This is a genomic window from Martinezella calliandrae, assembly GCF_030272695.1.
In the GTDB taxonomy this organism is placed as follows: domain Bacteria; phylum Pseudomonadota; class Alphaproteobacteria; order Rhizobiales; family Rhizobiaceae; genus Rhizobium; species Rhizobium calliandrae.
On the sequence record NZ_JARFYN010000025.1, the window covers coordinates 51,915 to 77,256 of the forward strand.

Below are 25,342 nucleotides of genomic sequence, written 5' to 3' on the forward strand. Positions count from 1 at the left end.
TCTTTGGCCGACAATCTGTACGTTTTAGTCAGACTAACATTCGAGATTGGATCGGACGCGTTAAAGGTAGTCAAAGCGTGCGAAATAGATCCACCGACGTGAATTTAGGAACCGCATATTAACGGGCTGCGCTATGGCTCGCCGCAATGGTCACGGGGGATGGGATGCCGGGGCCGGCGACCAACTCCGCGAATGAAGCTGGTCGACAAAGGCGATTACAAACAAGGCAGCAAACGACATGCTAAATCCACGCTCGCCGTCGGCGTCAACGTTTCACACCAATTCACCTCATTTGACCAGACATCTCCAAAAACGCCTTCGTTACGCCAGCCGTGGACGAGATTTTGCCGTCGGGACGCAGCATTGATGCTCTACCAAAATTTAGTCAGGTTGGCGGATAGACTTCAACGTCAAACTAGCGCTCACCGGAGAGCAGAAATGGGTTACATTAGCGTCAAGAAGGGATCGGGAGGCGGGTCGGTGGAATCTCCGCGAGATCACCGTGCCCCAGGGAGGCCGGTGGGACATCCGAGGAGGCTGGACCACACTTTTTCGGCCGGCACAGCGTCACCGACCTGAGGACTTGGAGTAGCGACGAACTGATGTCCGCAGGGAAGACTAGCGCACCCCGTGATATAGAAAGCACGAACTGATCGCTTCGAGGTCGTTGAGTGGACGCATTGCTTCCACATAATTGCCAATGCGATACTGAGGCCACCAGACGACGATGCCACCCTACCCAACTCAAATTCTTTCGAAATGGATTCGACGAGCGTCATCAGTTCTCAACCGTGTCATCGTTAAGCGGGATACCTTGTCCTGCCTTGGACAGCGCGTTCACCTGCTGACGTCGCTTCGGATCCGCCATTGCCCTGCACGAGACGCGCCTCGATCGGAAATTCCGATAATCTTCCGATTGACGCATTCCATGACGAAAGCGGAAGCTGGCCATTACCAGTTCGAGTAATCTCCCGGGAAATCGCGAAACACGTCCATCGACCCGCAGAAGCTTCCCAGCGGCTCTAAGGTCTCGCCAGGGTTCATATCCGCCTCTATCGCCACGACCAGAAAACCCATCGCAAGGAATTCACATCGTTTGACGCCATTTTATAACGCCACTCAAGGCTCCGATGGTATCGTTAGCCGCGCACATAACCCGATGATTTCTTTGAAATCGTGACTGCCTGCTATCTGCGACAGTTTCGCCTCCGGCGGCTAAGCCAGCCCCTACAACACCGAGCTGGACCTATTCGAGTTTCGGAGCGAGCGGTGGCCGTAAATCCTTTCGACACAACAACCTGTCCCGCCGGGCAGTTGGGAAAACGGGTGCGCAGTTGTGAAGCAAACCCTGGCCATCCAAGGAGATCGCCCAATGACTTTTCCGACATTTTCCACGGTCAATCCTGCCACGGGCGAGGAGATCGAGACGTTTGCGTTCGAGACCGCAAGTGAAACCGAGCGGAAACTCAAACTAGCCGAGAAGACATTCCAGTCGTTCCGCAAACTCTCCGCCTATCAACGCGCCGACCTCTTTTCGAACCTTGCGAAAGCACTTCGCAAGAACAAAGATCGCCTCGCGAAGGTGATTACTGCCGAAATGGGAAAGGTTTCTGCCGAAGCCGAGGCGGAAGTCGAAAAATGCGCTGACGAAGCTGACTGGTATGCAGAGCATGGTCCACAAATGTTCGCTGACACGCCAGCCACAACAGGCAGAGTAGAAGCATATGTGTCCTATCTGCCCCTTGGCCCGATACTCGCGATCATGCCGTGGAATTTCCCCCTGTGGCAGCTGACACGCATGGCCATCCCGACGCTGTTAGCTGGCAACGTCGTGTTGGTGAAGCACTCGCGCAACACGCAGAGGAGTTCGCTCGAGTTTGAACGGGTTATGCTAGAGGCCGGCTTCCCCGAAGGGGCCTTCCAGAATCTGATCCTGAAGACCGAAGATGTCGTGAATGTCATCAACGACGATCGCGTTCACGGAGCGTCTGTGACCGGAAGCGTCCGCGCTGGCTCGGCGGTCGCGTCTGAAGCAGGAAAGGTCATCAAATCAACGATCATGGAGCTCGGCGGCTCCGATGCGTTCGTCGTCTGCAAGGACGCTGATATTCCCAAGGCTGTCGCCGCTGGCATCTCCAGCCGCTTCGGCAACGCAGGCCAGGTCTGCCTCGCCGCGAAGCGCTTCATTCTTATGGACGAAATCGCCGACGAGTTTGAGCATCGTTTTGTCGAAGCGGCCAAATCGATCCAGATCGGCGACCCAACCAACCCGTCAACTAAGATGGGTCCGATGGCGCGCGCGGACCTCCGCGACGAGCTGCACAAACAGGTTGAAGGAACGGTCGCAATGGGCGCACGCGTGCTTTGTGGTGGAACAAGGCCCGAGGGCAAGGGAGCCTACTACACTCCCACGGTTCTCACCGGGGTAACCGATGCAATGCCCGCCTTTAAGGAGGAGACGTTCGGGCCGGTCGCAGCGATCGCCCGCGTCCGGGACATCGAGGAAGCTGTGAAGTTGGCGAATGCAAGCGACTTCGGCCTCAGCGGAAACATTTGGACCAAAGATATCGCACTGGCGCGAAAGGTTGCCCGTGATTGGTATACCGGCGGTGTCTTTATTAACGGCTACACCCGCACCAATCCGCGCGTTCCGGTAGGCGGCGTGAAGAACAGCGGATACGGCCGCGAACTCTCCCACTTTGGCGCACATGCATTTGTGAATGTTCAGACTGTCTGGATCGAGCCGCATTGAAAAAAGTCTCCGAGAGGTGACTCTGTAGCCTCGATATCGTAAGAAAGAGCCACGGCCCGAGGAACTCGAGCCCTGAGTGCGTTGGCGCCGCGCCTTCCCTTCGTTGTTTGGCACATGAAAAAGTCCGGCAGCCGATCGGCTGCCGGACCGCGATAGGTTGTGATTGCCTCGCGCTAGTCGGAAACCGCCCCGGACAGGGATTTGTAGTCGGTATAGCCCTCCGCACCTCCACCGTAGTAGGTTGCCTTGTCTGACGGTGCGAAAGGCTCGTTCTGCCACAGGCGCTCAACCAAATCGGGGTTGCTGATATAGGGTTGACCGAACGAAACCATGTCGGCGTAACCAGAATCGGTGACCTTGATCGCCAATTCGCGATCATAGCCGTTATTGGCGATATATTTGCCGCCGAATGCCGCATGCAACGTTTTGAAGTCGAAGCGATCGGCACCGTTTGGCCCACGGGTTTGGCCTTCGATACAATGGAGGTAAGCAAGACCGAGCTTGCCGAGCTGTTCAACGAAATAGCCGTAGGTTACCTGAGGATCGCTGTCGAGCGGCGTGTCACCAACCGCGCGGGTGACCGGCGAAAGTCTGACCCCCACCCGGTCCGAATCCCAAACTTCCGCAACAGCGGTAACGGCTTCAATCGGAAATCGTGCTCGGTTTTCGATTGATCCACCATAGCGATCCGTACGCTTGTTGGTGCTGTCTCGCAGGAACTGCTCGAGGAGATAGCAATTTGCCGAGTGCACTTCCACACCGTCGAATCCGGCTCTTTTGGCGTGGACTGCCGCGTTCTTATAGTCTTCAACCAGACGCGGCATTTCCTCTGTCCGAAGCGCTCTCGGCATCGACGGACGAGCCTGGGTCCTTGTCTCAAGGAAAACCAGTTCTCCGGCCTGGATGGCAGAAGGCGCGACCGGGGCCTTGCCATTCTCCTGGAGATCGACGTGCGACATTCGGCCGACATGCCAAAGCTGGCATACGATCTTGCCGCCTGCTGCGTGGACGGCGTCAATGACAGGCTTCCACGCTTCGACCTGTCGTTCGGTGTAGATCCCGGGAGTAAACGCGTACCCGCGGCCTTCCCGCGAGATATTCGTCGCTTCCGTGATGATCAGTCCGGCAGTTGCTCTCTGCCGATAATATTCGATAGCCAGTGGAGTATGCACTCCGTCCATATCGGCCCTAGATCGGGTTAACGGCGCCATCGCAATGCGGTTTCGAACTTCAATTGCGCCGATTGTTGTCGGCGTGAAGAGCATAGATTTGATGTTTGTCGACATGGTTTCAGCCCCTTTCGATAGCTAAACCAACGTATTGCGAAAGGGCGCAAGCGGCGCGTTAAAAGAGATAAACCGGGGTGAAGTTTTGCTTGCGAAATGGAAGTATCCTGCGCCGACTGTCGCCATCGTCGGGCCAAATCATCCAGTGGGACCTGACATTTATGAAGAATGCCGTAAGTAATGCAGCCGAAGTTAAGGCTACCATCATCGTCGATCCATTCGGGCCATCGGTGTCATAGGGCCACACTTCTACGAACAGCAGCTGTTTGGCAGCAGGTGGCGACGCGCTCTGTTCAGTGCGCCGTGGTACGCAGCTTTTGATGGATCAGCTGATTTCGCTTTAGGTATCGTTCCAGCGAACGCCTGTGCATTGCCAGCCTTTTGGCAGTGCGGGACAGGTTGAAATTACAATCGCTGTAGATCGAAATGATGTGGTCGCGAAGGACAACTTTAGGCTCTGTAAGCGAGCCCTCGCCAGACAAGGAGTCGATACCCCTACCGAGGAGAATTCCTACAACGAAGCAAGCGCTAAGGGGTTTGGGAAGCACATCGTCTGCTCCTGCCCTCACGGCACTCACCGTGGACGCGATATTGCAAAAGCTGCTGTAGACGACAATCCTGCATCTGGGCCGAAGTCTTGAGATCAGCTGAATCAGTTTAAAGCTCGCTAATTTGGCGAAACGGAGCTCAAGCAGTACAAAGCGAATTTGCTCGCTTTGAACGCATCGCCAGGCAGAGGCTATGTCGCCCACAACATGGACATTATGGCCTAGTCGCCGGAGTTCCCTTGCGATCTCGCCATCACCGCATGCGGTCGGATCGGCCCACAGAACCGTCCCGCAGATAGGAGCCTCTCCGAATGTTTCAGCATGCGAAACTGGGGCGTTCATGTCCCTCGCCTCGGTTGTTCATAGCCCCATGGTACGCCCGCTGCCCAGGCGGATGCTATTATACCAAGATGTTAGGGCTACTCGTCACAAGAGGTTGAATACGCTTACCGTCAATCGTGTGCCCACGGCAGCAAGTCCGGAACCGGTTATGTTCCCAAGACACTCAAAGCAGATCTTCCGCCATTCGGATTCAAGCCGCGGCTGCGGTGTTTGGACGCCTCCCATGTGAGCGCGAATGGAGGTAAAACGATCATCTTCAATCATCTCCGGTCACAGTGTGCGATGCAATGGTATGCATTTTGATCGTTTTTGATTGACATTCGAGTTCCTTCAATAAATAAGAGCGTGAGGAGGATCTCATGCATTTGCCAGAAAACCGTCATATGGTTTTCGACCTGCCGTCGACCCTGGGACGCTTAACGGCGTCCATGATCGCGGAGCGTCGGACTGTACTTAACTCCCTCGCCGTTCGGTCGTCCCCGACGAGGAGGACGCACGTATGACCGTCGCATCGATAACGCATGGCCAACTAACTCCCGTTTCTCAGCAGCCAGCGCCCATCCTTGAAATGCGCGGCATTTCGCAGATCTTTCCGGGTGTAAAGGCGCTCGATGGTGTCAGCATCTCGCTTTATCCCGGCAAGGTCACCGCGCTGATCGGCGAGAACGGCGCTGGCAAATCGACGCTCGTCAAGATCTTAACGGGGATCTACCGCCCAAACGAGGGCGAGATCCTTATCGACGGCAAGCCGACCACGTTCCACAGCGCCCAGGCCGCGATCGACGCCGGCGTCACCGCCATTCATCAGGAAACCGTGCTCTTCGATGAGCTGACGGTTGCCGAAAATATCTTTCTCGGCCATGCACCGCGCACGAAATTCCGCACTATCGACTGGAAGACGATGATCAGCCGGTCAAGGCTGCTGCTGGAATCGCTGGAAAGCACCATCAATCCTTCGCTCCGCCTCAAGGACCTCTCCATCGCGCAGCGCCATCTCGTGGCCATTGCCCGGGCGCTATCGATCGATGCCCGCATCGTCATCATGGACGAGCCGACCGCGGCACTATCGCGCAAGGAGATCGATGACCTCTTTCGTATCGTCGAAGGTCTGAAGGCCAAGGGCAAGGCGATATTGTTCATCAGCCACAAATTCGATGAACTCTATGAAATTGCCGATAATTTCGTCGTCTTCCGCGACGGTCGCGCCGTTGGACACGGCCGGCTGAAGGAGACACCGCAGGACGAGATCGTCCGCATGATGGTCGGCCGCGACGTCAAGGATGCCTTCCCGAAGGTGCCCGTCACGATCGGCAACGTGGTGCTCGAGGTCGAAAACTATTGCCACCGCACTGAATTCCGCGACATCTCCTTCAAGCTCCGGCGCGGCGAAATTCTCGGGGTCTATGGCCTGATCGGCGCCGGTCGTTCCGAACTGTGCCAATCGCTGTTCGGCATCACCAGACCGCTCTCCGGCCGGCTGACGCTGAACGGCCAGAAAATCCATATCCATTCGCCGCACGACGCGATCCGCGCTGGCATCGTCTATGTGCCCGAGGAGCGCGGCCGCCATGGCCTTGCACTGCCGATGCCGATCTATCAGAACATGTCGCTGCCTTCGCTCGGGCGCACCTCGCGAAGGGGCTTCCTGACGGCTGCCAACGAGTTCGCACTCGCCCGCAAATACGCCGAGCGGCTGGACCTGCGCGCCGCCGCCCTTTCAGTTCCCGTCGGCACGCTGTCGGGCGGCAATCAACAGAAGGTGGTGATCGGAAAATGGCTTGCGACGCAACCGAAGATCATCATTCTCGATGAACCGACCAAAGGCATCGACATCGGCTCAAAGGCTGCCGTACACGGCTTCATCAGCGAACTGGCCGCAGAGGGTCTCAGCATCATCATGATCTCCTCCGAACTGCCTGAAATCCTTGGCATGTCGGACCGCGTGCTGGTGATGAAGGAAGGCCTTTCGGCCGGCTTGTTCGACCGAGAAGGGCTGACGCCGGAAACGCTGGTGCGCGCCGCCACGGGCAATGCATAGGGAGGGCCGGATGCCACGCATACTCAAAAAGCGCGAGACGCTGCTCTTCGTCATCATCATCGTGATGATCGCCGGATTTGCAACGCGTGCGGCCGGCTTTGCCGAGCCGGCCAATCTGGCCAATATCTTCAACGATACGTCGATCCTTATCATCCTGGCGCTGGCGCAGATGACCGTGATCCTGACGAAATCGATCGATCTTTCGGTCGCCGCCAACCTCGCTTTTACGGGGATGGCCATCGCCATGCTGAATGCCGCCTATCCCGATGTGCCGCTGATCGCTCTCGTGATCACCGCTGTCGTCATGGGGGCGGTGCTCGGCGCCATCAACGGCTATCTCGTCTGGGCTCTGGAAATCCCACCGATCGTCGTCACCCTTGGCACGCTAACCATCTATCGCGGCATGGCCTTCGTGCTGTCCGGCGGCGCCTGGGTGAATGCCCATCAGTTCACGCCGATCTTCCTCAATGTGCCGCGTACACCGCTCCTTGGCCTGCCGGTGCTCTCCTGGATCGCCATCGCCATCGTGCTCATGATGTATTTCTTACTGCGCTACACGCGCTTCGGCCGCTCGACCTATGCCAGCGGCGGCAATCCGGTTGCGGCGGTTTATGCCGGCATCGATGTCGGCTGGACGCGCTTCCTTGCCTTCGTGCTTTCCGGCGCCCTGGCCGGCCTCAGCAGCTATCTCTGGGTCTCGCGCTATGCGGTCGCCTATGTCGACATCGCCAATGGTTTCGAGCTCGATAGTGTCGCAGCCTGCGTCATCGGCGGCATCTCGATTGCCGGCGGCGTCGGCTCGGTCGCCGGCACCGTGCTCGGCGCGCTGTTCCTCGGCGTCATCAAGAATGCTTTACCTGTCATTGGCATTTCACCGTTCACGCAGATGGCGATCTCCGGCACAGTCATTGTCCTCGCCGTCGTCTTCAATGCCCGGCGTGAGCGCAATCGCGGCCGCATCATCCTTCGGGATCAGGCGGCGAAGGAAACCTCGGGCAAGGAGGTCATAGCATGAGCACCGTGTCCGAAACGACGCTTGAAAAACGCCGCATCCCCGACCGTCTGGGCACACCTTTCAAGCGCGTAATGGCGAGCTGGGAAGTGCTGCTGCTTGGCGTTGCGATTGCAATTTTTATTTTTAATTCATTGGCTTCGCCCTATTTCCTCAACCCCTTCAATCTTTCGGATGCGACCTTCAATTTCACCGAAAAGGCGATGATTGCCTTCGCGATGGCGCTGCTGGTCATTGCTGGCGAGATTGATCTTTCGGTCGCCGCCATGATCGCGCTCGCGTCGACTGCCATGGGCGCCGCTGCGCAGGTAGGGGTGGATACGGTTGGTCTGGTGGCAATCGGACTGGGCGTCGGGCTGGTCTGCGGCATTTTCAACGGCTTCCTCGTCTCGGCGCTGAAACTGCCATCGATCGTCGTTACCATCGGCACGATGAGCCTATTCCGCGGTATTTCCTATATCGTCCTCGGCGACCAGGCCTATGGCAACTATCCGGACAGTTTCGCCTATTTCGGCCAGGGCTATGTCTTTTGGGTCTTCTCCTTCGAATTCGTCCTCTTCATCGTGCTGGCGATCGCCTTTGCGATCCTGCTGCATGCGACCAATTTCGGCCGGCAGGTCTATACGATCGGCAACAATGATTTTGCGGCTCGTTTTTCCGGCATCCCGGTCGAACGGGTCAAATTCATCCTGTTCCTTCTGACCGGCATCATGAGCGGTATCGCTTCCGTCTGCCTGACCTCCCGCCTCGGCTCCACCCGTCCGTCGATCGCGCTCGGCTGGGAGCTGGAAGTGGTGACCATGGTGGTGCTCGGCGGCGTATCGATCCTTGGCGGCTCCGGCACAATTGGCGGTGTCGTTATCGCCGCCTTCGTCATGGGCCTGGTGACGTTCGGCCTCGGCCTTCTCAACGTGCCGGGTATCGTTATGTCGATCTTCATCGGCCTCCTCCTGATCATAACCATCGCGCTGCCGATCGTGGCACGGCGCATCAAAGTCATGAGTTCGAAATGACCACTTCCCTTGAACGCCACGCATTCAAGATGACGCTCAACCCCGGTATGGAGGCCGAATACCGGAAACGTCATGACGAGATCTGGCCCGAATTGGTGGAGCTGCTGCACCAGGCCGGCGTCAGCGATTACTCCATCCATCTCGACCCCGAGACGAACACGCTGTTCGGCGTTCTGACGCGACCGAAGGATCATGGGATGGCGAGCCTTCCCGACCATCCCGTCATGAAGAAATGGTGGGCGCATATGGCCGATATCATGGCAACCAATGCCGACAATTCGCCCGTTCAGAGCGATCTCGTGACGGTCTTCCATCTATCATGATCGCTACGTCGACCTATCGCCGGATCGCCGTCCTCGATATCGGCAAGACCAATGCCAAGGTCGTGGTGCTTGACGCGCATACCGGCGCAGAGATCGCCGCCGTGCGGACATCCAATACGACGCTGAAGACCGGCCTTTACCCGCATTACGACATCGAGCGCCTATGGGATTTCGTCATCGGCGCACTGAAGGGCTTTGCTGCTGCGCCCGGGTTCGACGCCATATCGATCACCACTCACGGCGCCTGCGCTGTTCTTCTTGCCGAAGACGGCACCCTCGCCCTGCCGGTGCTCGATTACGAGCATCGCTATCCGCAAGCTGTGCAGGAAGCCTATGACCGCCTGCGCCCGCCGTTCAGCGAAACTTTTTCACCGAGACTATCCGGCGGGCTGAATGTCGGCGCGCAAATCCATTATCAGCAGAGCGTGTTTCCCAGCGAATTTGCGCGCGTCAGTACGATCCTGACCTATCCGCAATACTGGTCCTTGCGACTGACCGGCGTTGCCGCCAACGAAGTAACCTCGCTCGGATGCCACACGGACCTTTGGAACCCGTCCACAGGCGCGTATTCGTCGCTCGTCAACACCCTCGGCATTCGTGACTTGATGGCGCCGATCCGCTCCGCCTTCGATGCGCTCGGGCCGCTATTGCCGGCGCTCGCAGCGGATATCGGTCTCGGTGCTCCAGTTCCCGTCCACTGCGGCATCCATGATTCCAACGCCTCGCTACTGCCGCATCTCGTTAAGAACGAGGCGCCCTTCGCCGTCGTATCGACGGGCACCTGGGTAATCAACTTTGCCGTTGGCGGGGACCTTGACCATCTCGATCCGGCGCGAGACACGCTTGCCAACGTCGATCCTAACGGCCGCGCCGTGCCTTCCTCGCGCTTCATGGGAGGGCGAGAGTTCGAGATTTTGGCGGCCGAGATCGGACCCACATCATCGGAGGCGGCCGAAAAGGCGCTCGAACGCGTGATTGAAAAGCACATCATGCTGCTGCCGAACGTGGTCGAGGGCTGCGGCCCCTTTCCTGGCAAAAAGATGCGCTGGCTCGGGCTGGCGCAAGCGAGCTCCGCCGAACGCCTGGCTGCCGCCAGCCTCTATCTGGCGTTGATGACCGAGGCGTGTCTTGGCCTGATCGGCGCCAAGGGCCCGATTTTTGTAGAAGGTCCCTTCGCACTCAATCACGCCTATCTTGCCGCGCTGTCTTCTTTGACCGGATCTAGCGTCATGGCGCTACCCGGCTCGACCGGCACCAGCCAGGGTGCGGCGCTGCTAACTGGCATCAAGCCGACGGCTCCGTCAGAAAACCCGCCTATCCGGACCGACCTTAGCGGCCTGCGAGACTACAGGCGAGCCTGGCGTCAGGCATTGGCAGAATAAACGCCTCCTTTGTCCGAATTCCACGCATCGCTTCAATTGCGATGAGAGGCCGCCTTCACGATCATCTCCGCATCCGCTGATTGGCACGATAAGGAGATTTGACCATGTCCCAGGGAAGCGAAATCATCGCCGGGGTCAGGATACCGGACAGCCAGATGGCAAAGGCCGCGACGGAGCTGGTGCGCGACACCGAAACCGACCTGCTCTATCACCATTCCCGCCGCGTCTTCCTGTTCGGCGCACTGACGGGCGAACGCAAGAAGCTGAAATACGATCCGGAACTGCTTTATATCGGCACCATGTTCCACGATATGGGCCTGTTCGACTCCTATGCCAGCGAGACCGAGCGTTTTGAGGTCGACGGCGCCAACGCGGCCCGTGACTTTCTCAAGGCCTATGACGTCTTGGAGCGCGATGTCGACGATGTCTGGGATTCGATTGCCCTGCACACGACGCCCGGTATTGCGCAGCACAAGCGCCCGACAGTCGCTCTCGTCACTGCCGGCGTTGAGATGGACGTGCTGGGCATTGCCTATCACGATTTCACCGAGGAGCAGCGCAATGAGGTCTGCACCTTCCATCCGCGCGGCCTGAAATTCAAGCACGGCATCCTCTCGGCCTTCTGCTACGGCACGATCAAGAAGCCGGGAACCACCTTTGGTAACGTCAAGGCCGACGTGCTCGAGCGCATGGACCCGACCTATAAGCGACTGAATTTCGCTGAAATGATCATGGGTTCGGCCTGGGATAGCTGATCCATCGATCCCAACCCGTCGCCCACAGGACATTGCCTCGGCGAGGCCACTCCTTTGGGCCTAACTTCGCCGGAAGCTCGCCCGATATTGGTTCGGCGTCACCCCCAGGCGTTTGGCAAAGACCAGCCGCATGCGCTGAACATTGCCAAAGCCACATTCGAAGGCAATAGCCTTCAGCGCCATATCGTTTCCTTCGAGAAGATTGCGTGCCGCATCGACGCGTGCCTGTTCCACGAACTCGGCCGGCGTCACTTGGACCTGCTGCACGAAGGCACGGGCGAAATTGCGCGGGCTCATACCGGCCTGTTCTGCGAGGTCGGCAACCGAGAGGCGGTCACGCAGATGCGCCATGACATGCTGATAGACCTTGGCGATCGGAGAGCCCTCTTGCGCCGGCGCCGCAAGGTAAGGACTGAACTGCGACTGGCCGCCCTGACGCTGCGCCACGACGACGAGGCGTTTAGCCACGGCGAGCGCGACGGCAGAACCGTGATCCTCACTGATGATTGCCAGGGCAAGATCGATGCCTGCGGTCACACCCGCCGAGGTCAGAAGCGCGCCATCGCGGATGTAGATGCGATCGAAATCGACATTCGCCTCAGGAAACATTCGCGCCAGGACCGGCGCGTTCTGCCAGTGGGTCGTCACCCGCCGCCCTTCCAGAAGACCCGCATGACCAAGCACGAAGGCGCCGGTACAGACCGAGCCGTAACGCGCAGCGGCGCCGACAATCACGTGTAGGCAGGTGATCAACCGTGGGTCGGGTGCTGCTTCGGGAAGCCCCGACCCTCCAGCGACTAGCACCAAGTCGAAGCCAGGCTTTGCTTCCTCATAGGTAAGATCAGGCGCCAGGAGCATGCCATTCGAGGCGCGGAACGGCTGGCGCTCAGGGCCGATCAAAGTCATGCGATATCCCTCACCTTCAGCGATGAACGCATTCGCTTCGACGAATGCGTCCATCGGACCGGAGACGTCGAGAGCCTGCACCTCCGGGAAAATGATCATCGCCACCGATCTCATCGAAACCGCACTCCGTCCATCAGATAAGCAATCGAATGCGGTATATTCGATAGCAGGTGTTGCGGTATACAAAACGCAACAGGCGCGCTGCTATTTGCTGCCCGATCTAGCGAGCTGCCGTCGGTATTCCTCAACCGGCACGCCGCCGACACCCCAGCTTTCCATCTCCACCTCGTTGATGACAACAAAGGTGGTGTTTTGCGGCTTGCCGAGAACATCAAAGAGTAGGTCGCTGACGCCCTTGATCAGGGCCGCTTTCTGTTCGGCGGTGGTGCGGGTGGCGCCCGGTGCGGTGCCTTCGCGCGTTACCTGGATGTTGACATAGGGCATGAGTGGTCTCCTCGTCGGAGCGGCGGCTTTGGGCAGCCGCTCATTGTTGAAGTTCGATCTACCAGCGACCGGCGTGCTGGCCACCGTCGACATGCAGGGTCTCACCGGTCACAAAGCCTGCCTGTTCAAGATAGAGAACGGCATCGACGATATCGGCGATGTCGCCCATGTGACCGACCGGGTGCAGGGCCGCCAGAAATTCATGGGTCTCCGGCGCATGCATCGGCGTCTTGATAATGCCCGGCGCGACCGCATTCACGCGGATGCCGCTCTTGGCATATTCGATGGCGAGGGCCCGCGTGACGGCATCGAGGCCGCCTTTGGTCAATGAGGCAAGTGAGGCCGAAACCCCAGCAATCGGCTGATCAACCAGAGTGGTCGTGATCTGGACGATATGACCGCTCTTGCGCTTCAGCATTTCAGCGGCGGCCAGTTGCGAGATGTGGAAGAAGCCTTCTACATTGACGGCCATGGCATTGCGGAAATCTTCGACGGTATAGTCGGTAAACGGCTTGGCAATGAAAATGCCCGCGTTGTTGACCAGGGTATCGATGCGGCCGAACCGTTCCATCGTCGTCTTCACGATGCGTTCGGCAACCGCTCTGTCACCGACATCGCCATCGACAACGACGACCGAAGGGTCCGAGGACGGCTTGATCGAACGGGAATTGGCAACAACGGCATAGCCGTTCTTGCGATAGGCGGCCACGAGGGCGGCACCTATTCCCTGCGATGCACCAGTGATGATTGCGACCTTTTGTTCGTTGCTCATTGTCTTCTCTCCTTCAGAGGGGCGGAAGCCCGCTGACAAGGCGCAGGTAATTGCGCCGTGGCGGTTTGTTCCGCACGCCTTGAACTTCTTTTCGATGTTGCGATTGCCCTTGAAGGGCCGACGAAGCGCTCCCGCCTCGCTTGCAACAGAGGTAATGTATTGCGAGGATCGGCGGAATAAGCGCCTACTGGAAGTCAGTATTGCGAACGGGGGAATAATATGGATCGTATCGAGGCTATGAAGGTGTTCGTTACGGCACTGGACGAAGGAAGTCTGGCCGCCGCTGGCCGCAAGCTCGGGCGTTCGGCCGCCGCGGTCACACGCGCCATCACATCGTTGGAACACCATGTCGGCGTCCAGCTTCTGCACCGAACCACCCGGACAATTCGGCTGAGCGAGGCCGGAGAACGCTATGCCGCTGCCTGTCGGCGCGTATTGAACGACATGGAGGAGGCGGATCTGCTGGCGGCGGGGGAAACCAAGGCGCCACGCGGCTTGCTGACCATTACCGCGCCGCTTATCGCCGGCGCAACGATCGTGCAGCCGATCCTCGATGCGTTTCTCGACAGCAATCCCGAGGTCAAGGCGAAACTATTGTTGCTCGACCGCCCGGTCAGTCTGGTGGACGAAGGTATCGACGTCGGCCTGCGGATCGCGCATCTGTCCGACTCCAGCATGGTGGCAATCAGGATCGGCGAAGTGCGTCGCGTGATTTGCGCGGCGCCGTCCTACCTCGATGCCCATCCGCCGATCGCCGAGCCTGCCGATCTCGCCAACCACCAATGCGTGGCGCTTGCCCAATTCGGCGAAACGAGTTGGAGCTTTCCGGCGACCTCGCCAAACGGGGCCCAACGCCTTGTCCATTTTTCCCCGCGGCTTGTCGTCAACGGCATAGCCGCAGTGATCGCCTCGGTCGCCGCCGGCCACGGCCTCACCCGCGTTTTCTCCTACCATATCGCGGAGAAGGTCAGCCGAGGTGAATTGAGGATCATCCTGGCAAAGGATGAAGCACCGCCGCTGCCGGTTCACGTCGTCGTGCCCGAAGGCCGTCTATCGGTCCCGAAAGTCCGTGCCTTTGTCGATGATGCCGTTCCGCAACTGCGGACAGCATTCAGCCGTTTCGCCAAGATGTGTCAGGAAAGCTGAAGCGGCTCCGAGGGTGGCCAAGGGCTAACGGATCGCCGGTCCCGCCCGCAATTGCCCCACGGCGAAATCGACAAAGGCGCGTGTCTTTGCCGAGGCATGCCGGCCTTCGGGATGCACCACGTGGATCGGCAGCGGTTCCTCCTCGTATTCCTCCAGAATGATACGCAACCGGCCATCGGCGATTGGCTTTGCGACCTGATAGGAGAGCGGACGTGCCAAGCCCCAACCGCTCAAGACTGCCGAGATCGACGCACCGACGGTGTTACAGAACAGGCGCGGATGAAGGGAAGGAGACAGTTTGGCTTCGGGACCGAACCGCCAATCGAGCGGCGCCGACGATCCTGTGCTCGCTATGATCGTATGGCTGGCGAGATCAGTCGGCGTCTGCGGCACGCCATGACGTTCGAAATAGGACGGCGCACCGCAGACGACGCGGCGCACGGTGCCCACTCGGGTAGCGTTGTAGCTGGAGTCCGTCAGGTGGCCGATACGAATGGCGACATCGATCCCCTCCTCCACCAGATTGACGATCCGATCGAAGAGCAGCACGCGCCCGGTCACCGCCGGATGCAGCGCCAGAAACGCGGTGACGATGGGCATGACGTAGTATTGCCCGAAGAGCACCGGCGCGGTGACGGTCAGCACACCGGACGGCGTTGCATAGGAGCCGCCGGCGGACGCCTCGGCCTCATCGATATCGGCGAGGACCCGGCGGCAATCCTCGACATAGTGGTGGCCCTGCGCGGTCAGCTTCACCGAACGCGTCGAGCGCAAAAACAAGCGCGCACCGGTGACCTCCTCCAAAAAGGCCACGGCGCGGGTGACGGCCGGCGGGCTCATATGCAACTGCCGCGCCGCATCGGCGAAACTGCCGGCATCGGCCACCCTCACCAGCACCTTCATGCATTGCAGCTTATCCAAGCGACCGCTCCTATAGATTATTCCACGCAACGGAATAGTTTCTTGTTCATTATGGCAGTTCTATTTTCCGATGAAACAATCATTTTCGAGCCAGATAACTGCATTCGGAGACCTAAACCATGAAGCTATACGTCCATGCGCTGTCCGGCCATTCCCACCGCGCCCGTCTGTTCGCTTCGCTGATCGGCATCGACGCCGATATCGTCGAAGTCGACCTTGCCAATGGCGAGCACAAGACGCCGGCGTTCCTGGCGCTCAATCCTTTCGGTCAGGTTCCGGTGCTGGACGACAATGGCACTATCGTCGCCGACTCCACGGCTATCCTGGTCTATCTTGCCAAGAAATACCGGCAAAAGAGCTGGTTGCCGGACGATGCTGCGGGCACGGCCGCCGTGCAGCGATGGCTTTCGGTCGCTTCCGGCGAGATCGCCTATGGTCCTTGCGCTGCGCGTCTCGTCACCATCTTCGGGGCGAAGTTCGACGCGGATGAGGTGATCGCCCGTGCCCATGTCATCTTGAATCTGATCGATGATGAACTTGCGACGCGTCAATGGATTGCTGCCGATCATCCAACCATCGCCGATGTGGCACTCTATAGCTACATCGCCCGATCGCCCGAGGGCAATGTCGACCGTTTCCAATATCACAACGTCAGCGCCTGGCTTGCCCGCGTCGAAGCTCTTCCAGGCTTCTGCGCCTTCCAAAAGACGCCGATCGGCATCGCCGACGTGGCCTGAGACCTTTCGCGGAGGCATCGACCTCCCCCTTTTTCAAGGATTGGATCATGTTGACCATGAACGGAACCGAAAACGGCTCATCCTGGCACGCTGGGGAAATCGCCCTGCAGAAGAAAGCCGGGGCGGCCGATCGGATGAGCGAAGTGGGCCAACGCGTGCTGCGCAACTATCTGCTCGAACAGCACCGCGACTTCTATCCGCAACTGCCCTTCATCGTGCTTGGCGCCGTCGATACCGCCGGTGATGTCTGGGCGACGCTGCGCGCCGCTCATCCGGGCTTTCTGCATAGCCCCGACATCCACACGCTTGGTGTCGATCTCGACCGCGATCCGGCCGATCCCATCGATGCGGGCATGAACGATGGCGATGCTATCGGAATGCTCGGTATCGAGCTTCATACCCGCCGCCGCAACCGTTTGAACGGCACGATCCGCCGGCAAGGCAGTGACGGCTTCGATGTCACGGTTGGCCAGTCCTACGGCAATTGTCCGCAATATATTCAGCTACGGGATTTCGAATTCGTTCGCGATCCGTCCGAGCGAACGGACCAACCGGCGCTGCATCTTGCTGAGCTCGACGGCAGGGCAAGAGACATGATCAAGAGTGCCGATACTTTCTTCGTCGCCTCCTATGTCGACCGAGAGGATGGGCCGAGGGAGGTGGACGTATCGCATCGCGGCGGCAGGACCGGCTTTGTGCGCATCGGCAGCGATGGCGTGCTGACTATCCCGGATTTCGCCGGCAATCGCTTCTTCAACACGCTCGGCAATTTTCTCGTCAATCCGAAGGCGGGACTGGTCTTTGCTGATTTTGACAGCGGCGGGCTCCTGCAGCTGGCCGGCGACGCGGAGGTTGTTCTGGAATCGCCGGAGATCGCTGCCTTTCAGGGTGCGGAGCGGCTGTGGCGTTTCACGCCTCGCCGGATCGTCCGTCGATCGGGAGCATTGCCGCTTCGCTGGAAATTTCGCCAGGATGGTTGGTCGCCTAGCTTGCTGAGGACCGGTCGTTGGGAAGACAGGGGCAGGTGAACCCGGCATAGCGGTCGATTTGCGACACAGCTCTACCCCTCAAGCGCCAGGTCATGACGTAGCTTCAGGTATCTCCGGCGCTGCTGCGCACGCGCATCTTGTCGCGTCCATACGATGAACGCGACCGGCATTTTGAAACCGGACAGGGCACCAAGGCCGCAAGCAAGGCAAACGAAAAACAATCGTCGGCACGAGCGGCTGAGCGCGTCGTGGCGAAGGCCCGCCGCCCTGTTACTTCTGAACAGCGCAGCAAGAAAATGTTGCTGCAGACGAGCGGCAGACCAAGACCAACATCTTGCAATCTCAACCGGTCACGGATGCTTTTAATGGGACGTCTTTGCAAAATTGCTGGATCAACTCTGTACTAGACTGATCTGAGCATAGCCATCAGTCAGCAACGCGTCCCGCACCTTACCGCAGCAGAGCTCCTCAAAGACGTCATGAACGAAAGCTAGGGCCATCAAACCGAAACGCCTGATCAGCGCGCCATCCGCGATCGGCCCCCATGATGTCTCCGATCACCACTTCGTCACGATTTGGTGACGACGTTAAACGGCGAAAACAGATTTGGATACGATACGCTCTCACGCGTTTTCACACGGAAATCCGAATAGTCTAAAGGCGCGCGACTTTCGGCAGCTGAAAGGACATGCTGGAATGCTGCGCGGTTTTCTGACGTCACAGCGTCGTTCCGTTCGCTTTCTGGTACGAGGAGTATGCCGGCTGACGCTCGGTCTTGAAACCGAAGCCCCGAACACACAATTATCACGTACCACCCAAACCGATGGCCGATTGCAGTGACATGATCGTCGCTGGGCGCGGACGTCCGGGTGACGAGGGCGCTCCCATGACGAGGTCGAGCGCCCTTTGTGCTTCACGGCCGTTGAAATCGGCCAATGTGATCCGAAAACAGGATCGATGGAACCAGGAAATGGATTGCCTTTGGTTGGTCCTAGTCCAGATGATTCAGTCCGATATCTTTCCTGAGCCAGTCTGATAGCTCTGCGGATTTTTCAGGTCTTGTCGTCCGACGCGGAAGCCATCTCGCCGTCGACAGGACGGTGAACAAGTTCAAAATCGACAGGACGCTCCAAGTCGCGAGCCTCAGCTCCGCGCTCGTGTACACACGTTTTTTCATTATGGCTCGCGGCAAACCGGCCGCGCCTTCTTCCGATACGTGGGAAGGCAGACACGGCCGGGCTGGAGAGCCCAAGGGCCGCGTGCTGCATGAAGATGCCTAACCGCGAGCTTATCAGCGTGAAGAGAACTAGACCGGTTTCAAACCCGGATGGTCACTTGGATTTCAGACCGCGGCGGCGTGGGAGATGAAAAATTCTGCCATTGCACGCCTCCTGCTGTTTTGAATCGTCACAGCAACATATCCAAAGCGACAAAAGCTCGCAACCCCGGCTCCCCCGGAGCGTTTCTCTCTCATGATTGACGAGCAGCCATCACAGCAAGACGACGACCCGCCTTTCGAAACGGTCTCCTTTCGCTTCGACCGAATGACTATCGCGCGGTTCCGAGAGCTGTTCCCACGCGCTCGCTGGAGCGACAGCCACCAGGCGTGGACGGTGCCCGGCAAGACCGCTCGACGTCGTATCGACCGATGGCTTGCCACTGAAGCGACTCGGCAGTCTCCCTTCGAGGAGGAGAAGGGCCGCGATGCCTACGAGTGGGAGCCGATCCTCAGTCCGTATCTGCAGGTCTATGATCGTGGTTTCCGTATCCGGACGCCGTTCTCGCGCGCGGTCGTAGACGAGCTGCGCCAGATCCCCTTCGCGCGATGGAACCGCGACGACAGAGTCTGGGAGATACCCTTCGCATCGTATGACGATCTCCAGGATCGATGGAAGACGATCGAAGAAGCGGCGAAGAGAGCCGAGCCAGAAGAGCGTCGCAAGCGTGCGGAAGCACGTAGGGGCACCGAAGATGAAGCGAAGGCGCGACGTCGGACCGCGGAAAGGCGGAAACGCCGGATGCCAGTATCAAGTGACGATCCTCCGCCGCCCGGGAGACCGGTGGCGAACCCGGCATACGGCATCGTGATCGTCACCGAAGTCACGGGCGAGATCGTCGATCTGGAGGAGATCGCCGAACATTACCCGAATGTCGGCGACGACCACGTCTGGGCGGGCTGGCGACCCGCGACCCTGGTAGAGCTCGTCCGCACATGGCCGGCCCGAGAGGTTCCCGGCGAGTACGAGCGAAGCCGAGGTTGGTGGTTGCCGACGCTCGATGAACTACGAGACGCAAGGCGGATTGCGAAATCCCGTGAACGGCGAAAACGCGATCGCGCGGAAGCGGAAAACAGCCGATCGAACGGTCCGAGTTAGACTGCAAGGAGCGGCCAGCCGATCCACTTTGTGGACTAGTTGAACCATAGAATGAATATGTTTCATTGCGCACGCTCCAATCAAGGTCGATGCGATTTACGTGTTGCGAAAGTTTCTTCGTCGCATCCATGTGATCGGTGGGACGCTGGACCATCAATATTTCGACCGGGAGGTAGAGCGTCAGGGACGGTTGGGATCCAAATACCCACCGCCCAGGGAATGCCCCGTTATGATGACTTTGCCCGATGGCGAGGTGCTGGTACCAGCATCCGGGAACAGCTTCTGTCCGGGAATGTCCCCATAGAACTTTTGCGCATAATATGGCTATAGATGAACAACGCCATTTCCTAGATCCTCGTCCATCAAGCCGAACGAGCTAATCACCCGAACTGAAGAGATCGGCAGGGGCGGCACGCAGCCATTCAGCCACTCAAAATCTATGGCACGCACGAAATCGCAACGCTTTCACAAAGCTTCCTCGACCTTGCCACGCGGCACAGGAAAAACCGTTCTTTTCCACGCGACGAGATGCCGGCGGAACAGGAATGGGCCTCCATATCACCCGAGCGATGCTGCAGTCACACGGCGGTTCGACCAAGTTGATGGAGAATGATCGCGACGGCACCGCGTTCGAAATCGCGGTGCCTATTGCGCCTTAACAGCCAAACGTTTCGGTCTTTTTCTGCATGGATATTGCGGCCCGCATTGCAATCGAGCCTCTTTGTATTGGTGCATTTATCGTGAGGCGTTAGCTGGCAACCGCCTCGGCGGCATCCATGACACGGGCCGAATAGACCAGAGCGGCGCCCGCATTGACGGAGATGGCGACGCCGAGGGCTTCGGCGATCTCTTCCTTGGTGGCACCATGCTTCTTTGCTTCTGTCGTGTGGACGACGATACAGCCATCGCAACGCAGCGTGACGGCGACGGCAAGGGCGATCAGTTCGCGCTGCTTGGCATCGAGGTAATTGGTCTTCTGGCCGGCGGCAGATAACGCCTGATAACCCCTGATCGTTTCCGGTACGACCTTGGCGATCTCGCCGATGCGGCCGAGCAACTGCGAGCGATATTCCTTCCAATTCAGCATGACAATTTCCTTCGTGATCTCAGCGGCGGCGCGATTGCCACGGCTGTTGGAATAAGTTATGCCCTCGATCATTGATACGTTGTATACTCAAAACGCTCATATCATAGCGCGATCGTCTCATCCCATGGATACACTGAGCCGCCTCGTCGAACTCTCCCACCTGCAGCCGACACTTGATATTCGCTGCAGGCTGGAAGGCACATTTCATATCAATCACGAACCGGCGCAGGCGGGTGTGCTTCCCTTTCATCTCGTCCTTGCCGGAAGCTGCACCATCAGGCTGCGCTCCGGAGAACAGATCGTGCTGCAAGCCGGCGATTTCCTGCTGTTTCCGCGCGGCAGCGCACATATTCTCAAAAACTTTGGCAATGCCAGCGAACCTGCCGCACCGTTCATGGTGTCGCATGAGGGCATATTGCCGCTGAGGCAAAACGGCCTGGCGGCCGATGTCGACCTCCTCTGCGGTCACTTCAAATGCGCGCCGGGATCGTCCGACCTGCTGCTCGGCTCGCTACCGGATCCGTTCCACGCATCCCTGGCAAGCCTTCAAAATAGCGATATGCTCAGAACTTTCGTCGACCTTCTGCGTCAGGAAACGGTGCTCCAGCAGCCGGGCGCACTGGTGATCGTCACCGGCATGTGTCTCTGCTTGCTCATCCTGGCGCTGCGCACACGCGACGCCGCGCCGGACCGTATGCCTGGTCTGCTTGCACTGCTTGCCGATCCGCGCTTGAAAAAATCGGTAAGAGCCGCGATGGCGGCGCCGGGGCACCACTGGACCATCGAAGGGCTAGCCAACCTCTCGGCAATGTCGCGCGCAACCTACGCGCGGCAATTCATGGCCCGCGCCGGAATGACGGTCGGCGATTTCCTGGCGGCGCTGAGGATGTCGGTTGCAAGTGATCTATTGCGGGGAACGAGACGCAGTATCGCCGATATAGCCGCCGAAGTCGGTTACGATTCCGAAGCCGCATTCGGCAAGACCTTCAAAGCCCAAAACGGCGTCACGCCCGCCAAATTCCGGCGGCGATTCCTCGATGGAGACTTCTGAAAAATCGTCAAAATTGTCCTTGTCACAGTTATTTTCTTGCGGAATCGCAGTAATATTCCTACAGAAACTGCCCTTGTGAACGCTTTTGAGGTCAAAAATGTCCGAAAGCGATCATCAGCCTCGATGTCATTTCCTGTCTCCGATTTCAGGCGCCTTACGGCAGTTCGCGCGTCACGACAGGCCATTGTGGCGGGTTAAAAGGGCGCTGCCGCGCCCATCCAAGGAGAAAGAAAATGAACCTGAAGACATTGACGGCCGCGACGTTTGTCGCCTCGCTGGCCTTCGCGCCGCTCGCGCATGCCGATATCGTGGTTGGCCTGATCGCGCCGCTCACCGGCCCCGTCGCCGCTTACGGCGACCAGGTCAAGAATGGCGCCCAGACCGCCGTTGACGAGATCAACAAGGCCGGCGGCATCCTCGGCCAGAAGGTCGTGCTGAAGCTTGGAGACGATGCCGGCGATCCGAAGCAAGGCGTCTCCGTCGCCAACGATTTCGTCGGTCAGGGCGTTCGTTTCGTCGTGGGCCCGGTAACCTCGGGCGTCGCCATTCCGGTCTCCGATGCGCTTGCCGAAAACGGCATCCTCATGGTGACGCCGACCGCGACGGCGCCGGATCTCACCAAGCGCGGCCTCACCAATATTCTGCGTACCTGCGGCCGTGACGACCAGCAGGCCGACGTTGCAGCGAAATATGTCCTGAAGAACTTCAAGGACAAGAAGATCGCCATTCTCAACGACAAGGCCGCTTATGGCAAAGGTCTAGCGGATGCCTTCAAGGCGACGCTCAACGCCGGTGGCGTCACTGAAGTTCTCAACGACTCCCTGACCCCTGGCGAAAAGGACTACAGCGCGCTGACGTCGAAGCTCAAGGCCGCCGGTGTCGATGTCATCTATTTCGGCGGTTATCATCCCGAAGGCGGCCTGCTCGCTCGTCAGTTGCATGATATCTCGGTCAAGGCGCAGCTCATCGGCGGCGACGGCTTGTCGAACACCGAATTTTGGGCGATCGGCAATGAAGCGGCCGCAGGGACGATCTTCACCAACGCCTCCGACGCGCTGAAGAACCCGGACTCGCAGACAGCGGCAAAGGCGCTACAGGAGCGCAACATCCCGCCCGAGGCCTTCACATTGAACGCCTATGCGGCCGTACAGGTGCTGAAGGCTGGCATCGAGAAGGCCGGCAGCGCCGACGACGCTCAAGCCGTCGCAACCGCATTGAAGAGCGGCGAACCGATCGAAACCGCCATCGGCAAAGTCACCTATGGCGAGACCGGCGACCTCACCTCGCAGACCTTCTCGCTCTACAAGTGGCAAGCCGGCAAGATCGTTCCGGTCGAATAAGCCGCTTGGCTCACCTCTTCAAACTTCGCCGGGCCATTCGTGGCCCGGCATTTTTATGTCCGCTTGATCGCGCTCACGATCCCCATCAACAAACGGTGCTGAAGCGCTCGACACAGGTGGACAGAACCTCTTCGCCGGGCCTTTTCCACCAATTCGCCTCCGAAAAGATCTCCACTTCCTGTGGACCGGAAAATCCGGCCTTCTCGACAGCAGCGCGAATGCGCTTCAGGTCGATGACGCCGTCGCCCATCATGCCTCGATCGAGCAGCAGGTCCTTGGTCGGCACCAGCCAGTCGCAGATATGGTGCGCCAGGATCTGGCCCTTGGCGCCAGCACGCGCGACCTGTTCGTAAAGCTTCGGGTCCCACCAGACGTGGTAGACGTCGACGGCGACGCCGACACCCGTGCCCAGCAGGTCGCAAATATCGAGCGCCTGCTCCAGCGTGTTCACGCAGGCGCGGTCGGCAGCATACATCGGATGCAGTGGTTCGATCGCCAACGGAATGCCGGCGCTGCGCGCATGCGGCAGGATCGCCGCAATGCCATCAGCCACCATTTCGCGAGCGTGAACGATATCCTTCGAACCCTTCGGCAGACCACCGACGACAAGGACGAGGCAATCGGCATTTAGCGCCGCCGCTTCGTCGATCGCCCGCCTGTTGTCATCGATCGCCGCCTTCAGGCCTTCGGCGTCGGCCGCCGGGAACATGCCGCCGCGGCAAAGGCCGGTGACCTTCAGCCGGTTGTCCGACACAATCCTTGCTGCTTCCGACAACCCGATCGCATGCACCTGATCGCGCCAGGGGGCGATCGCGGCGATATCCTGCTTCAGGCAGGCCTCGACCGCCTGGCGCATGTCATATTGCTGGCGCACCGTCGCAAGATTGATTGAAAGGCCCGATAACGCCATTCTGATAATCCTCCCAGATCCGGTTTCCGATTAGGCCACACCGACCGTTGCAAGGATCGTCTTCATCCGCTGGATGGCGAGATCAGGATCCCTCAGGACACGCGCCGTGTCGGCCAGACGAAATAGCTCCGACAAGTGCACGATGGAGCGCGTGCTTTGCTGACCGCCCAGCATCTGGAAATGATCCTGGAAACCGTTGAGATAGGCGAGGAAGACCACGCCAGTCTTGTAGAAGCGCGTCGGCGCCTTGAAGATATGGCGCGACAAGGGAACGGTCGGCGCCAACATCTGATGGAAGGCTTCGAAATTATCCTCGGCAAGCTTTGAGAGCGCGGCACTGGCCGCCGGCGCAATCGCGTCGAAGATACCGAGTAACGCATGCGAATAGCCCTGATTGTCCCCGGCGATCAGTTCAGCGTAGTTGAAATCGTCGCCGGTATACATTTTCACCGCTGGGTCGAGGCGACGGCGCATGACGATCTCTTTTTGCGCCGACAGGAGCGAAATCTTGACGCCATCCACCTTGGCGGCGTTGTGGTTTATGATCTCAACTGCCGTATCCATGGCATGCATATCGTCGGCTGAACCCCAATAGCCGGCCAGCGCCGGATCGAACATCGAGCCGAGCCAGTGAATGATCACCGGCTGTTGGACTTGGCCGAGGATGCGATTATAGACATGGATATAGTCGTCCGGACCCTTGGCGGCGGCCGCAAGTGCGCGGCTCGCCATCAGGATGATGCGTCCGCCCTGGCCTTCGACAAAGGCTGCCTGCTCCTCATAGGCGCGGATAACGTCATCGATGGTGACGTCCGGTCCCGGTGCTAGATGATCGGTGCCGGCACCGTAGGCGATCAGCGAATCCGAGCGATTGCGAGCGGCCGATTGCGCATGCGTGATCAGCTCCTTGGCGCCGGCCCAGTCGAGGCCCATGCCGCGCTGTGCGGTGTCCATGGCTTCCGCCACGCCAAATCCGAGATCCCAGAGATATTCACGGAAAGCGATCGTCCGCTCCCAATCGATGTTACGGTCGAGCCAGGGATCGTTGTCGGCGAAGGGATCGACGACGACATGGGCGGCCGCGAAGGCAACGCGATTGAAACGATGGCCGCCTGCCGGGCGCTCCGGAGGGCTAAGCGGCGTGTTGGCGACGGTGAATTCGGCAAGCATGCCGCCGGCCATGGGCAAACGAAGGATCTTCGTCATGGTCTTA

At 59.0% G+C, this 25,342-nt stretch carries 23 protein-coding genes; 14 read left to right on the forward strand and 9 right to left on the reverse strand.

Annotated features, from left to right (window positions below; genetic code table 11):
- Nucleotides 1-1,372: 1,372 nt before the first annotated feature.
- Nucleotides 1,373-2,752, forward strand: a complete 1,380-nt coding sequence (locus tag PY650_RS19360) for an NAD-dependent succinate-semialdehyde dehydrogenase (protein ID WP_285881140.1) — start codon at nucleotides 1,373-1,375, stop codon at nucleotides 2,750-2,752.
- A gap of 173 nt (nucleotides 2,753-2,925) precedes the next feature.
- On the opposite strand, the gene PY650_RS19365 is transcribed toward PY650_RS19360, so the two are convergent.
- Together PY650_RS19365 and PY650_RS37435 are read right to left on the reverse strand one after the other, a co-directional pair.
- Nucleotides 2,926-4,038: an alkene reductase gene (locus PY650_RS19365; RefSeq protein WP_285881142.1), complete on the reverse strand. Its 1,113-nt coding sequence runs from the start codon at nucleotides 4,036-4,038 to the stop codon at nucleotides 2,926-2,928.
- Between the two features lie 293 nt (nucleotides 4,039-4,331).
- Nucleotides 4,332-4,928, reverse strand: a complete 597-nt coding sequence (locus tag PY650_RS37435) for a response regulator transcription factor (protein ID WP_432761551.1) — start codon at nucleotides 4,926-4,928, stop codon at nucleotides 4,332-4,334.
- Between the two features lie 499 nt (nucleotides 4,929-5,427).
- On the opposite strand from PY650_RS37435, the gene PY650_RS19370 reads away from it, so the two are divergent.
- From PY650_RS19370 to PY650_RS19395, 6 genes are all read left to right on the forward strand, one after another.
- Complete coding sequence (locus PY650_RS19370; RefSeq protein WP_285881144.1) at nucleotides 5,428-6,966, forward strand: sugar ABC transporter ATP-binding protein; 1,539 nt, start codon at nucleotides 5,428-5,430, stop codon at nucleotides 6,964-6,966.
- A 10-nt stretch (nucleotides 6,967-6,976) separates the two neighbouring features.
- Nucleotides 6,977-7,981 (forward strand): ABC transporter permease, encoded by a 1,005-nt coding sequence (locus PY650_RS19375; RefSeq protein WP_285881145.1) that lies wholly within the window; start codon nucleotides 6,977-6,979, stop codon nucleotides 7,979-7,981.
- Entirely contained in the window at nucleotides 7,978-8,991 is a 1,014-nt protein-coding gene (locus tag PY650_RS19380) for an ABC transporter permease (protein WP_285881146.1), read from the forward strand. Before PY650_RS19375 ends, PY650_RS19380 begins: the two co-directional genes overlap by 4 nt.
- Nucleotides 8,988-9,314, forward strand: a complete 327-nt coding sequence (gene rhaM, locus PY650_RS19385; RefSeq protein WP_285881147.1) for an L-rhamnose mutarotase — start codon at nucleotides 8,988-8,990, stop codon at nucleotides 9,312-9,314. The genes PY650_RS19380 and rhaM overlap by 4 nt, the downstream gene beginning before the upstream one ends.
- Nucleotides 9,311-10,696, forward strand: a complete 1,386-nt coding sequence (locus tag PY650_RS19390) for an FGGY-family carbohydrate kinase (protein ID WP_285881148.1) — start codon at nucleotides 9,311-9,313, stop codon at nucleotides 10,694-10,696. Before rhaM ends, PY650_RS19390 begins: the two co-directional genes overlap by 4 nt.
- Nucleotides 10,697-10,800: 104 nt before the next feature.
- Complete coding sequence (locus PY650_RS19395; RefSeq protein ID WP_285881150.1) at nucleotides 10,801-11,451, forward strand: HD domain-containing protein; 651 nt, start codon at nucleotides 10,801-10,803, stop codon at nucleotides 11,449-11,451.
- A 60-nt stretch (nucleotides 11,452-11,511) separates the two neighbouring features.
- Here the strand turns inward: PY650_RS19395 and PY650_RS19400 are convergent, their stop codons facing one another.
- From PY650_RS19400 to PY650_RS19410, 3 genes are all read right to left on the reverse strand, one after another.
- Nucleotides 11,512-12,456, reverse strand: coding sequence for a GlxA family transcriptional regulator (locus PY650_RS19400; RefSeq protein ID WP_285881151.1), 945 nt, complete (start codon nucleotides 12,454-12,456; stop codon nucleotides 11,512-11,514).
- 105 nt (nucleotides 12,457-12,561) lie between these two features.
- Nucleotides 12,562-12,801 (reverse strand): tautomerase family protein, encoded by a 240-nt coding sequence (locus PY650_RS19405; RefSeq protein ID WP_285881152.1) that lies wholly within the window; start codon nucleotides 12,799-12,801, stop codon nucleotides 12,562-12,564.
- Between the two features lie 58 nt (nucleotides 12,802-12,859).
- A complete protein-coding gene (locus PY650_RS19410; protein WP_285881153.1) occupies nucleotides 12,860-13,573 on the reverse strand; it encodes an SDR family NAD(P)-dependent oxidoreductase in 714 nt (237 codons plus the stop codon).
- A 219-nt stretch (nucleotides 13,574-13,792) separates the two neighbouring features.
- Between PY650_RS19410 and PY650_RS19415 the strand changes: the two genes are divergently transcribed.
- Nucleotides 13,793-14,719 (forward strand): LysR family transcriptional regulator, encoded by a 927-nt coding sequence (locus tag PY650_RS19415; protein WP_285881154.1) that lies wholly within the window; start codon nucleotides 13,793-13,795, stop codon nucleotides 14,717-14,719.
- A 24-nt stretch (nucleotides 14,720-14,743) separates the two neighbouring features.
- Here the strand turns inward: PY650_RS19415 and PY650_RS19420 are convergent, their stop codons facing one another.
- Complete coding sequence (locus PY650_RS19420; RefSeq protein ID WP_285881155.1) at nucleotides 14,744-15,640, reverse strand: LysR family transcriptional regulator; 897 nt, start codon at nucleotides 15,638-15,640, stop codon at nucleotides 14,744-14,746.
- A gap of 119 nt (nucleotides 15,641-15,759) precedes the next feature.
- On the opposite strand from PY650_RS19420, the gene PY650_RS19425 reads away from it, so the two are divergent.
- The 4 genes from PY650_RS19425 (at nucleotide 15,760) to PY650_RS37440 (ending at nucleotide 20,400) form a co-directional block, all read left to right on the forward strand.
- Entirely contained in the window at nucleotides 15,760-16,377 is a 618-nt protein-coding gene (locus tag PY650_RS19425; protein WP_285881156.1) for a glutathione S-transferase family protein, read from the forward strand.
- Nucleotides 16,378-16,424: 47 nt separating this feature from the next.
- The gene (locus PY650_RS19430) at nucleotides 16,425-17,405 is read left to right on the forward strand and encodes a pyridoxamine 5'-phosphate oxidase family protein (protein WP_285881157.1); all 981 of its coding nucleotides are present in this window, start codon (nucleotides 16,425-16,427) and stop codon (nucleotides 17,403-17,405) included.
- A gap of 1,433 nt (nucleotides 17,406-18,838) precedes the next feature.
- Complete coding sequence (locus PY650_RS19435) at nucleotides 18,839-19,741, forward strand: hypothetical protein (protein ID WP_285881158.1); 903 nt, start codon at nucleotides 18,839-18,841, stop codon at nucleotides 19,739-19,741.
- Between the two features lie 389 nt (nucleotides 19,742-20,130).
- Entirely contained in the window at nucleotides 20,131-20,400 is a 270-nt protein-coding gene (locus PY650_RS37440; RefSeq protein ID WP_432761552.1) for an ATP-binding protein, read from the forward strand.
- Nucleotides 20,401-20,489: 89 nt separating this feature from the next.
- On the opposite strand, the gene PY650_RS19445 is transcribed toward PY650_RS37440, so the two are convergent.
- Nucleotides 20,490-20,828, reverse strand: a complete 339-nt coding sequence (locus PY650_RS19445) for a carboxymuconolactone decarboxylase family protein (protein ID WP_285881159.1) — start codon at nucleotides 20,826-20,828, stop codon at nucleotides 20,490-20,492.
- A gap of 124 nt (nucleotides 20,829-20,952) precedes the next feature.
- Here PY650_RS19445 and PY650_RS19450 point away from each other — a divergent pair, with 124 nt between their 5' ends.
- Together PY650_RS19450 and PY650_RS19455 are read left to right on the forward strand one after the other, a co-directional pair.
- Nucleotides 20,953-21,879, forward strand: coding sequence for a cupin domain-containing protein (locus tag PY650_RS19450; protein WP_285881160.1), 927 nt, complete (start codon nucleotides 20,953-20,955; stop codon nucleotides 21,877-21,879).
- Nucleotides 21,880-22,112: 233 nt separating this feature from the next.
- Nucleotides 22,113-23,219 (forward strand): branched-chain amino acid ABC transporter substrate-binding protein, encoded by a 1,107-nt coding sequence (locus PY650_RS19455; protein WP_285881162.1) that lies wholly within the window; start codon nucleotides 22,113-22,115, stop codon nucleotides 23,217-23,219.
- 85 nt (nucleotides 23,220-23,304) lie between these two features.
- Here PY650_RS19455 and PY650_RS19460 read toward each other — a convergent pair whose 3' ends face one another.
- Together PY650_RS19460 and PY650_RS19465 are read right to left on the reverse strand one after the other, a co-directional pair.
- Nucleotides 23,305-24,129: a sugar phosphate isomerase/epimerase family protein gene (locus PY650_RS19460; protein WP_285881163.1), complete on the reverse strand. Its 825-nt coding sequence runs from the start codon at nucleotides 24,127-24,129 to the stop codon at nucleotides 23,305-23,307.
- A gap of 30 nt (nucleotides 24,130-24,159) precedes the next feature.
- A complete protein-coding gene (locus PY650_RS19465; RefSeq protein WP_285881164.1) occupies nucleotides 24,160-25,335 on the reverse strand; it encodes a dihydrodipicolinate synthase family protein in 1,176 nt (391 codons plus the stop codon).
- Nucleotides 25,336-25,342 lie beyond the last annotated feature (7 nt).

What these genes read in the sequence shown, in the direction of transcription:
- PY650_RS19360 (WP_285881140.1), top strand. Translation starts at nt 1,373, where the DNA reads ATGACTTTTCCGACATTTTCCACGGTCAATCCTGCCACGGGCGAGGAG.
- PY650_RS19365 (WP_285881142.1), bottom strand. Translation starts at nt 4,038, where the DNA reads ATGTCGACAAACATCAAATCTATGCTCTTCACGCCGACAACAATCGGC.
- PY650_RS37435 (WP_432761551.1), bottom strand. Translation starts at nt 4,928, where the DNA reads ATGAACGCCCCAGTTTCGCATGCTGAAACATTCGGAGAGGCTCCTATC.
- PY650_RS19370 (WP_285881144.1), top strand. Translation starts at nt 5,428, where the DNA reads ATGACCGTCGCATCGATAACGCATGGCCAACTAACTCCCGTTTCTCAG.
- PY650_RS19375 (WP_285881145.1), top strand. Translation starts at nt 6,977, where the DNA reads ATGCCACGCATACTCAAAAAGCGCGAGACGCTGCTCTTCGTCATCATC.
- PY650_RS19380 (WP_285881146.1), top strand. Translation starts at nt 7,978, where the DNA reads ATGAGCACCGTGTCCGAAACGACGCTTGAAAAACGCCGCATCCCCGAC.
- rhaM (WP_285881147.1), top strand. Translation starts at nt 8,988, where the DNA reads ATGACCACTTCCCTTGAACGCCACGCATTCAAGATGACGCTCAACCCC.
- PY650_RS19390 (WP_285881148.1), top strand. Translation starts at nt 9,311, where the DNA reads ATGATCGCTACGTCGACCTATCGCCGGATCGCCGTCCTCGATATCGGC.
- PY650_RS19395 (WP_285881150.1), top strand. Translation starts at nt 10,801, where the DNA reads ATGTCCCAGGGAAGCGAAATCATCGCCGGGGTCAGGATACCGGACAGC.
- PY650_RS19400 (WP_285881151.1), bottom strand. Translation starts at nt 12,456, where the DNA reads ATGATCATTTTCCCGGAGGTGCAGGCTCTCGACGTCTCCGGTCCGATG.
- PY650_RS19405 (WP_285881152.1), bottom strand. Translation starts at nt 12,801, where the DNA reads ATGCCCTATGTCAACATCCAGGTAACGCGCGAAGGCACCGCACCGGGC.
- PY650_RS19410 (WP_285881153.1), bottom strand. Translation starts at nt 13,573, where the DNA reads ATGAGCAACGAACAAAAGGTCGCAATCATCACTGGTGCATCGCAGGGA.
- PY650_RS19415 (WP_285881154.1), top strand. Translation starts at nt 13,793, where the DNA reads ATGGATCGTATCGAGGCTATGAAGGTGTTCGTTACGGCACTGGACGAA.
- PY650_RS19425 (WP_285881156.1), top strand. Translation starts at nt 15,760, where the DNA reads ATGAAGCTATACGTCCATGCGCTGTCCGGCCATTCCCACCGCGCCCGT.
- PY650_RS19430 (WP_285881157.1), top strand. Translation starts at nt 16,425, where the DNA reads ATGTTGACCATGAACGGAACCGAAAACGGCTCATCCTGGCACGCTGGG.
- PY650_RS19435 (WP_285881158.1), top strand. Translation starts at nt 18,839, where the DNA reads ATGATTGACGAGCAGCCATCACAGCAAGACGACGACCCGCCTTTCGAA.
- PY650_RS19445 (WP_285881159.1), bottom strand. Translation starts at nt 20,828, where the DNA reads ATGCTGAATTGGAAGGAATATCGCTCGCAGTTGCTCGGCCGCATCGGC.
- PY650_RS19450 (WP_285881160.1), top strand. Translation starts at nt 20,953, where the DNA reads ATGGATACACTGAGCCGCCTCGTCGAACTCTCCCACCTGCAGCCGACA.
- PY650_RS19455 (WP_285881162.1), top strand. Translation starts at nt 22,113, where the DNA reads ATGAACCTGAAGACATTGACGGCCGCGACGTTTGTCGCCTCGCTGGCC.
- PY650_RS19460 (WP_285881163.1), bottom strand. Translation starts at nt 24,129, where the DNA reads ATGGCGTTATCGGGCCTTTCAATCAATCTTGCGACGGTGCGCCAGCAA.
- PY650_RS19465 (WP_285881164.1), bottom strand. Translation starts at nt 25,335, where the DNA reads ATGACGAAGATCCTTCGTTTGCCCATGGCCGGCGGCATGCTTGCCGAA.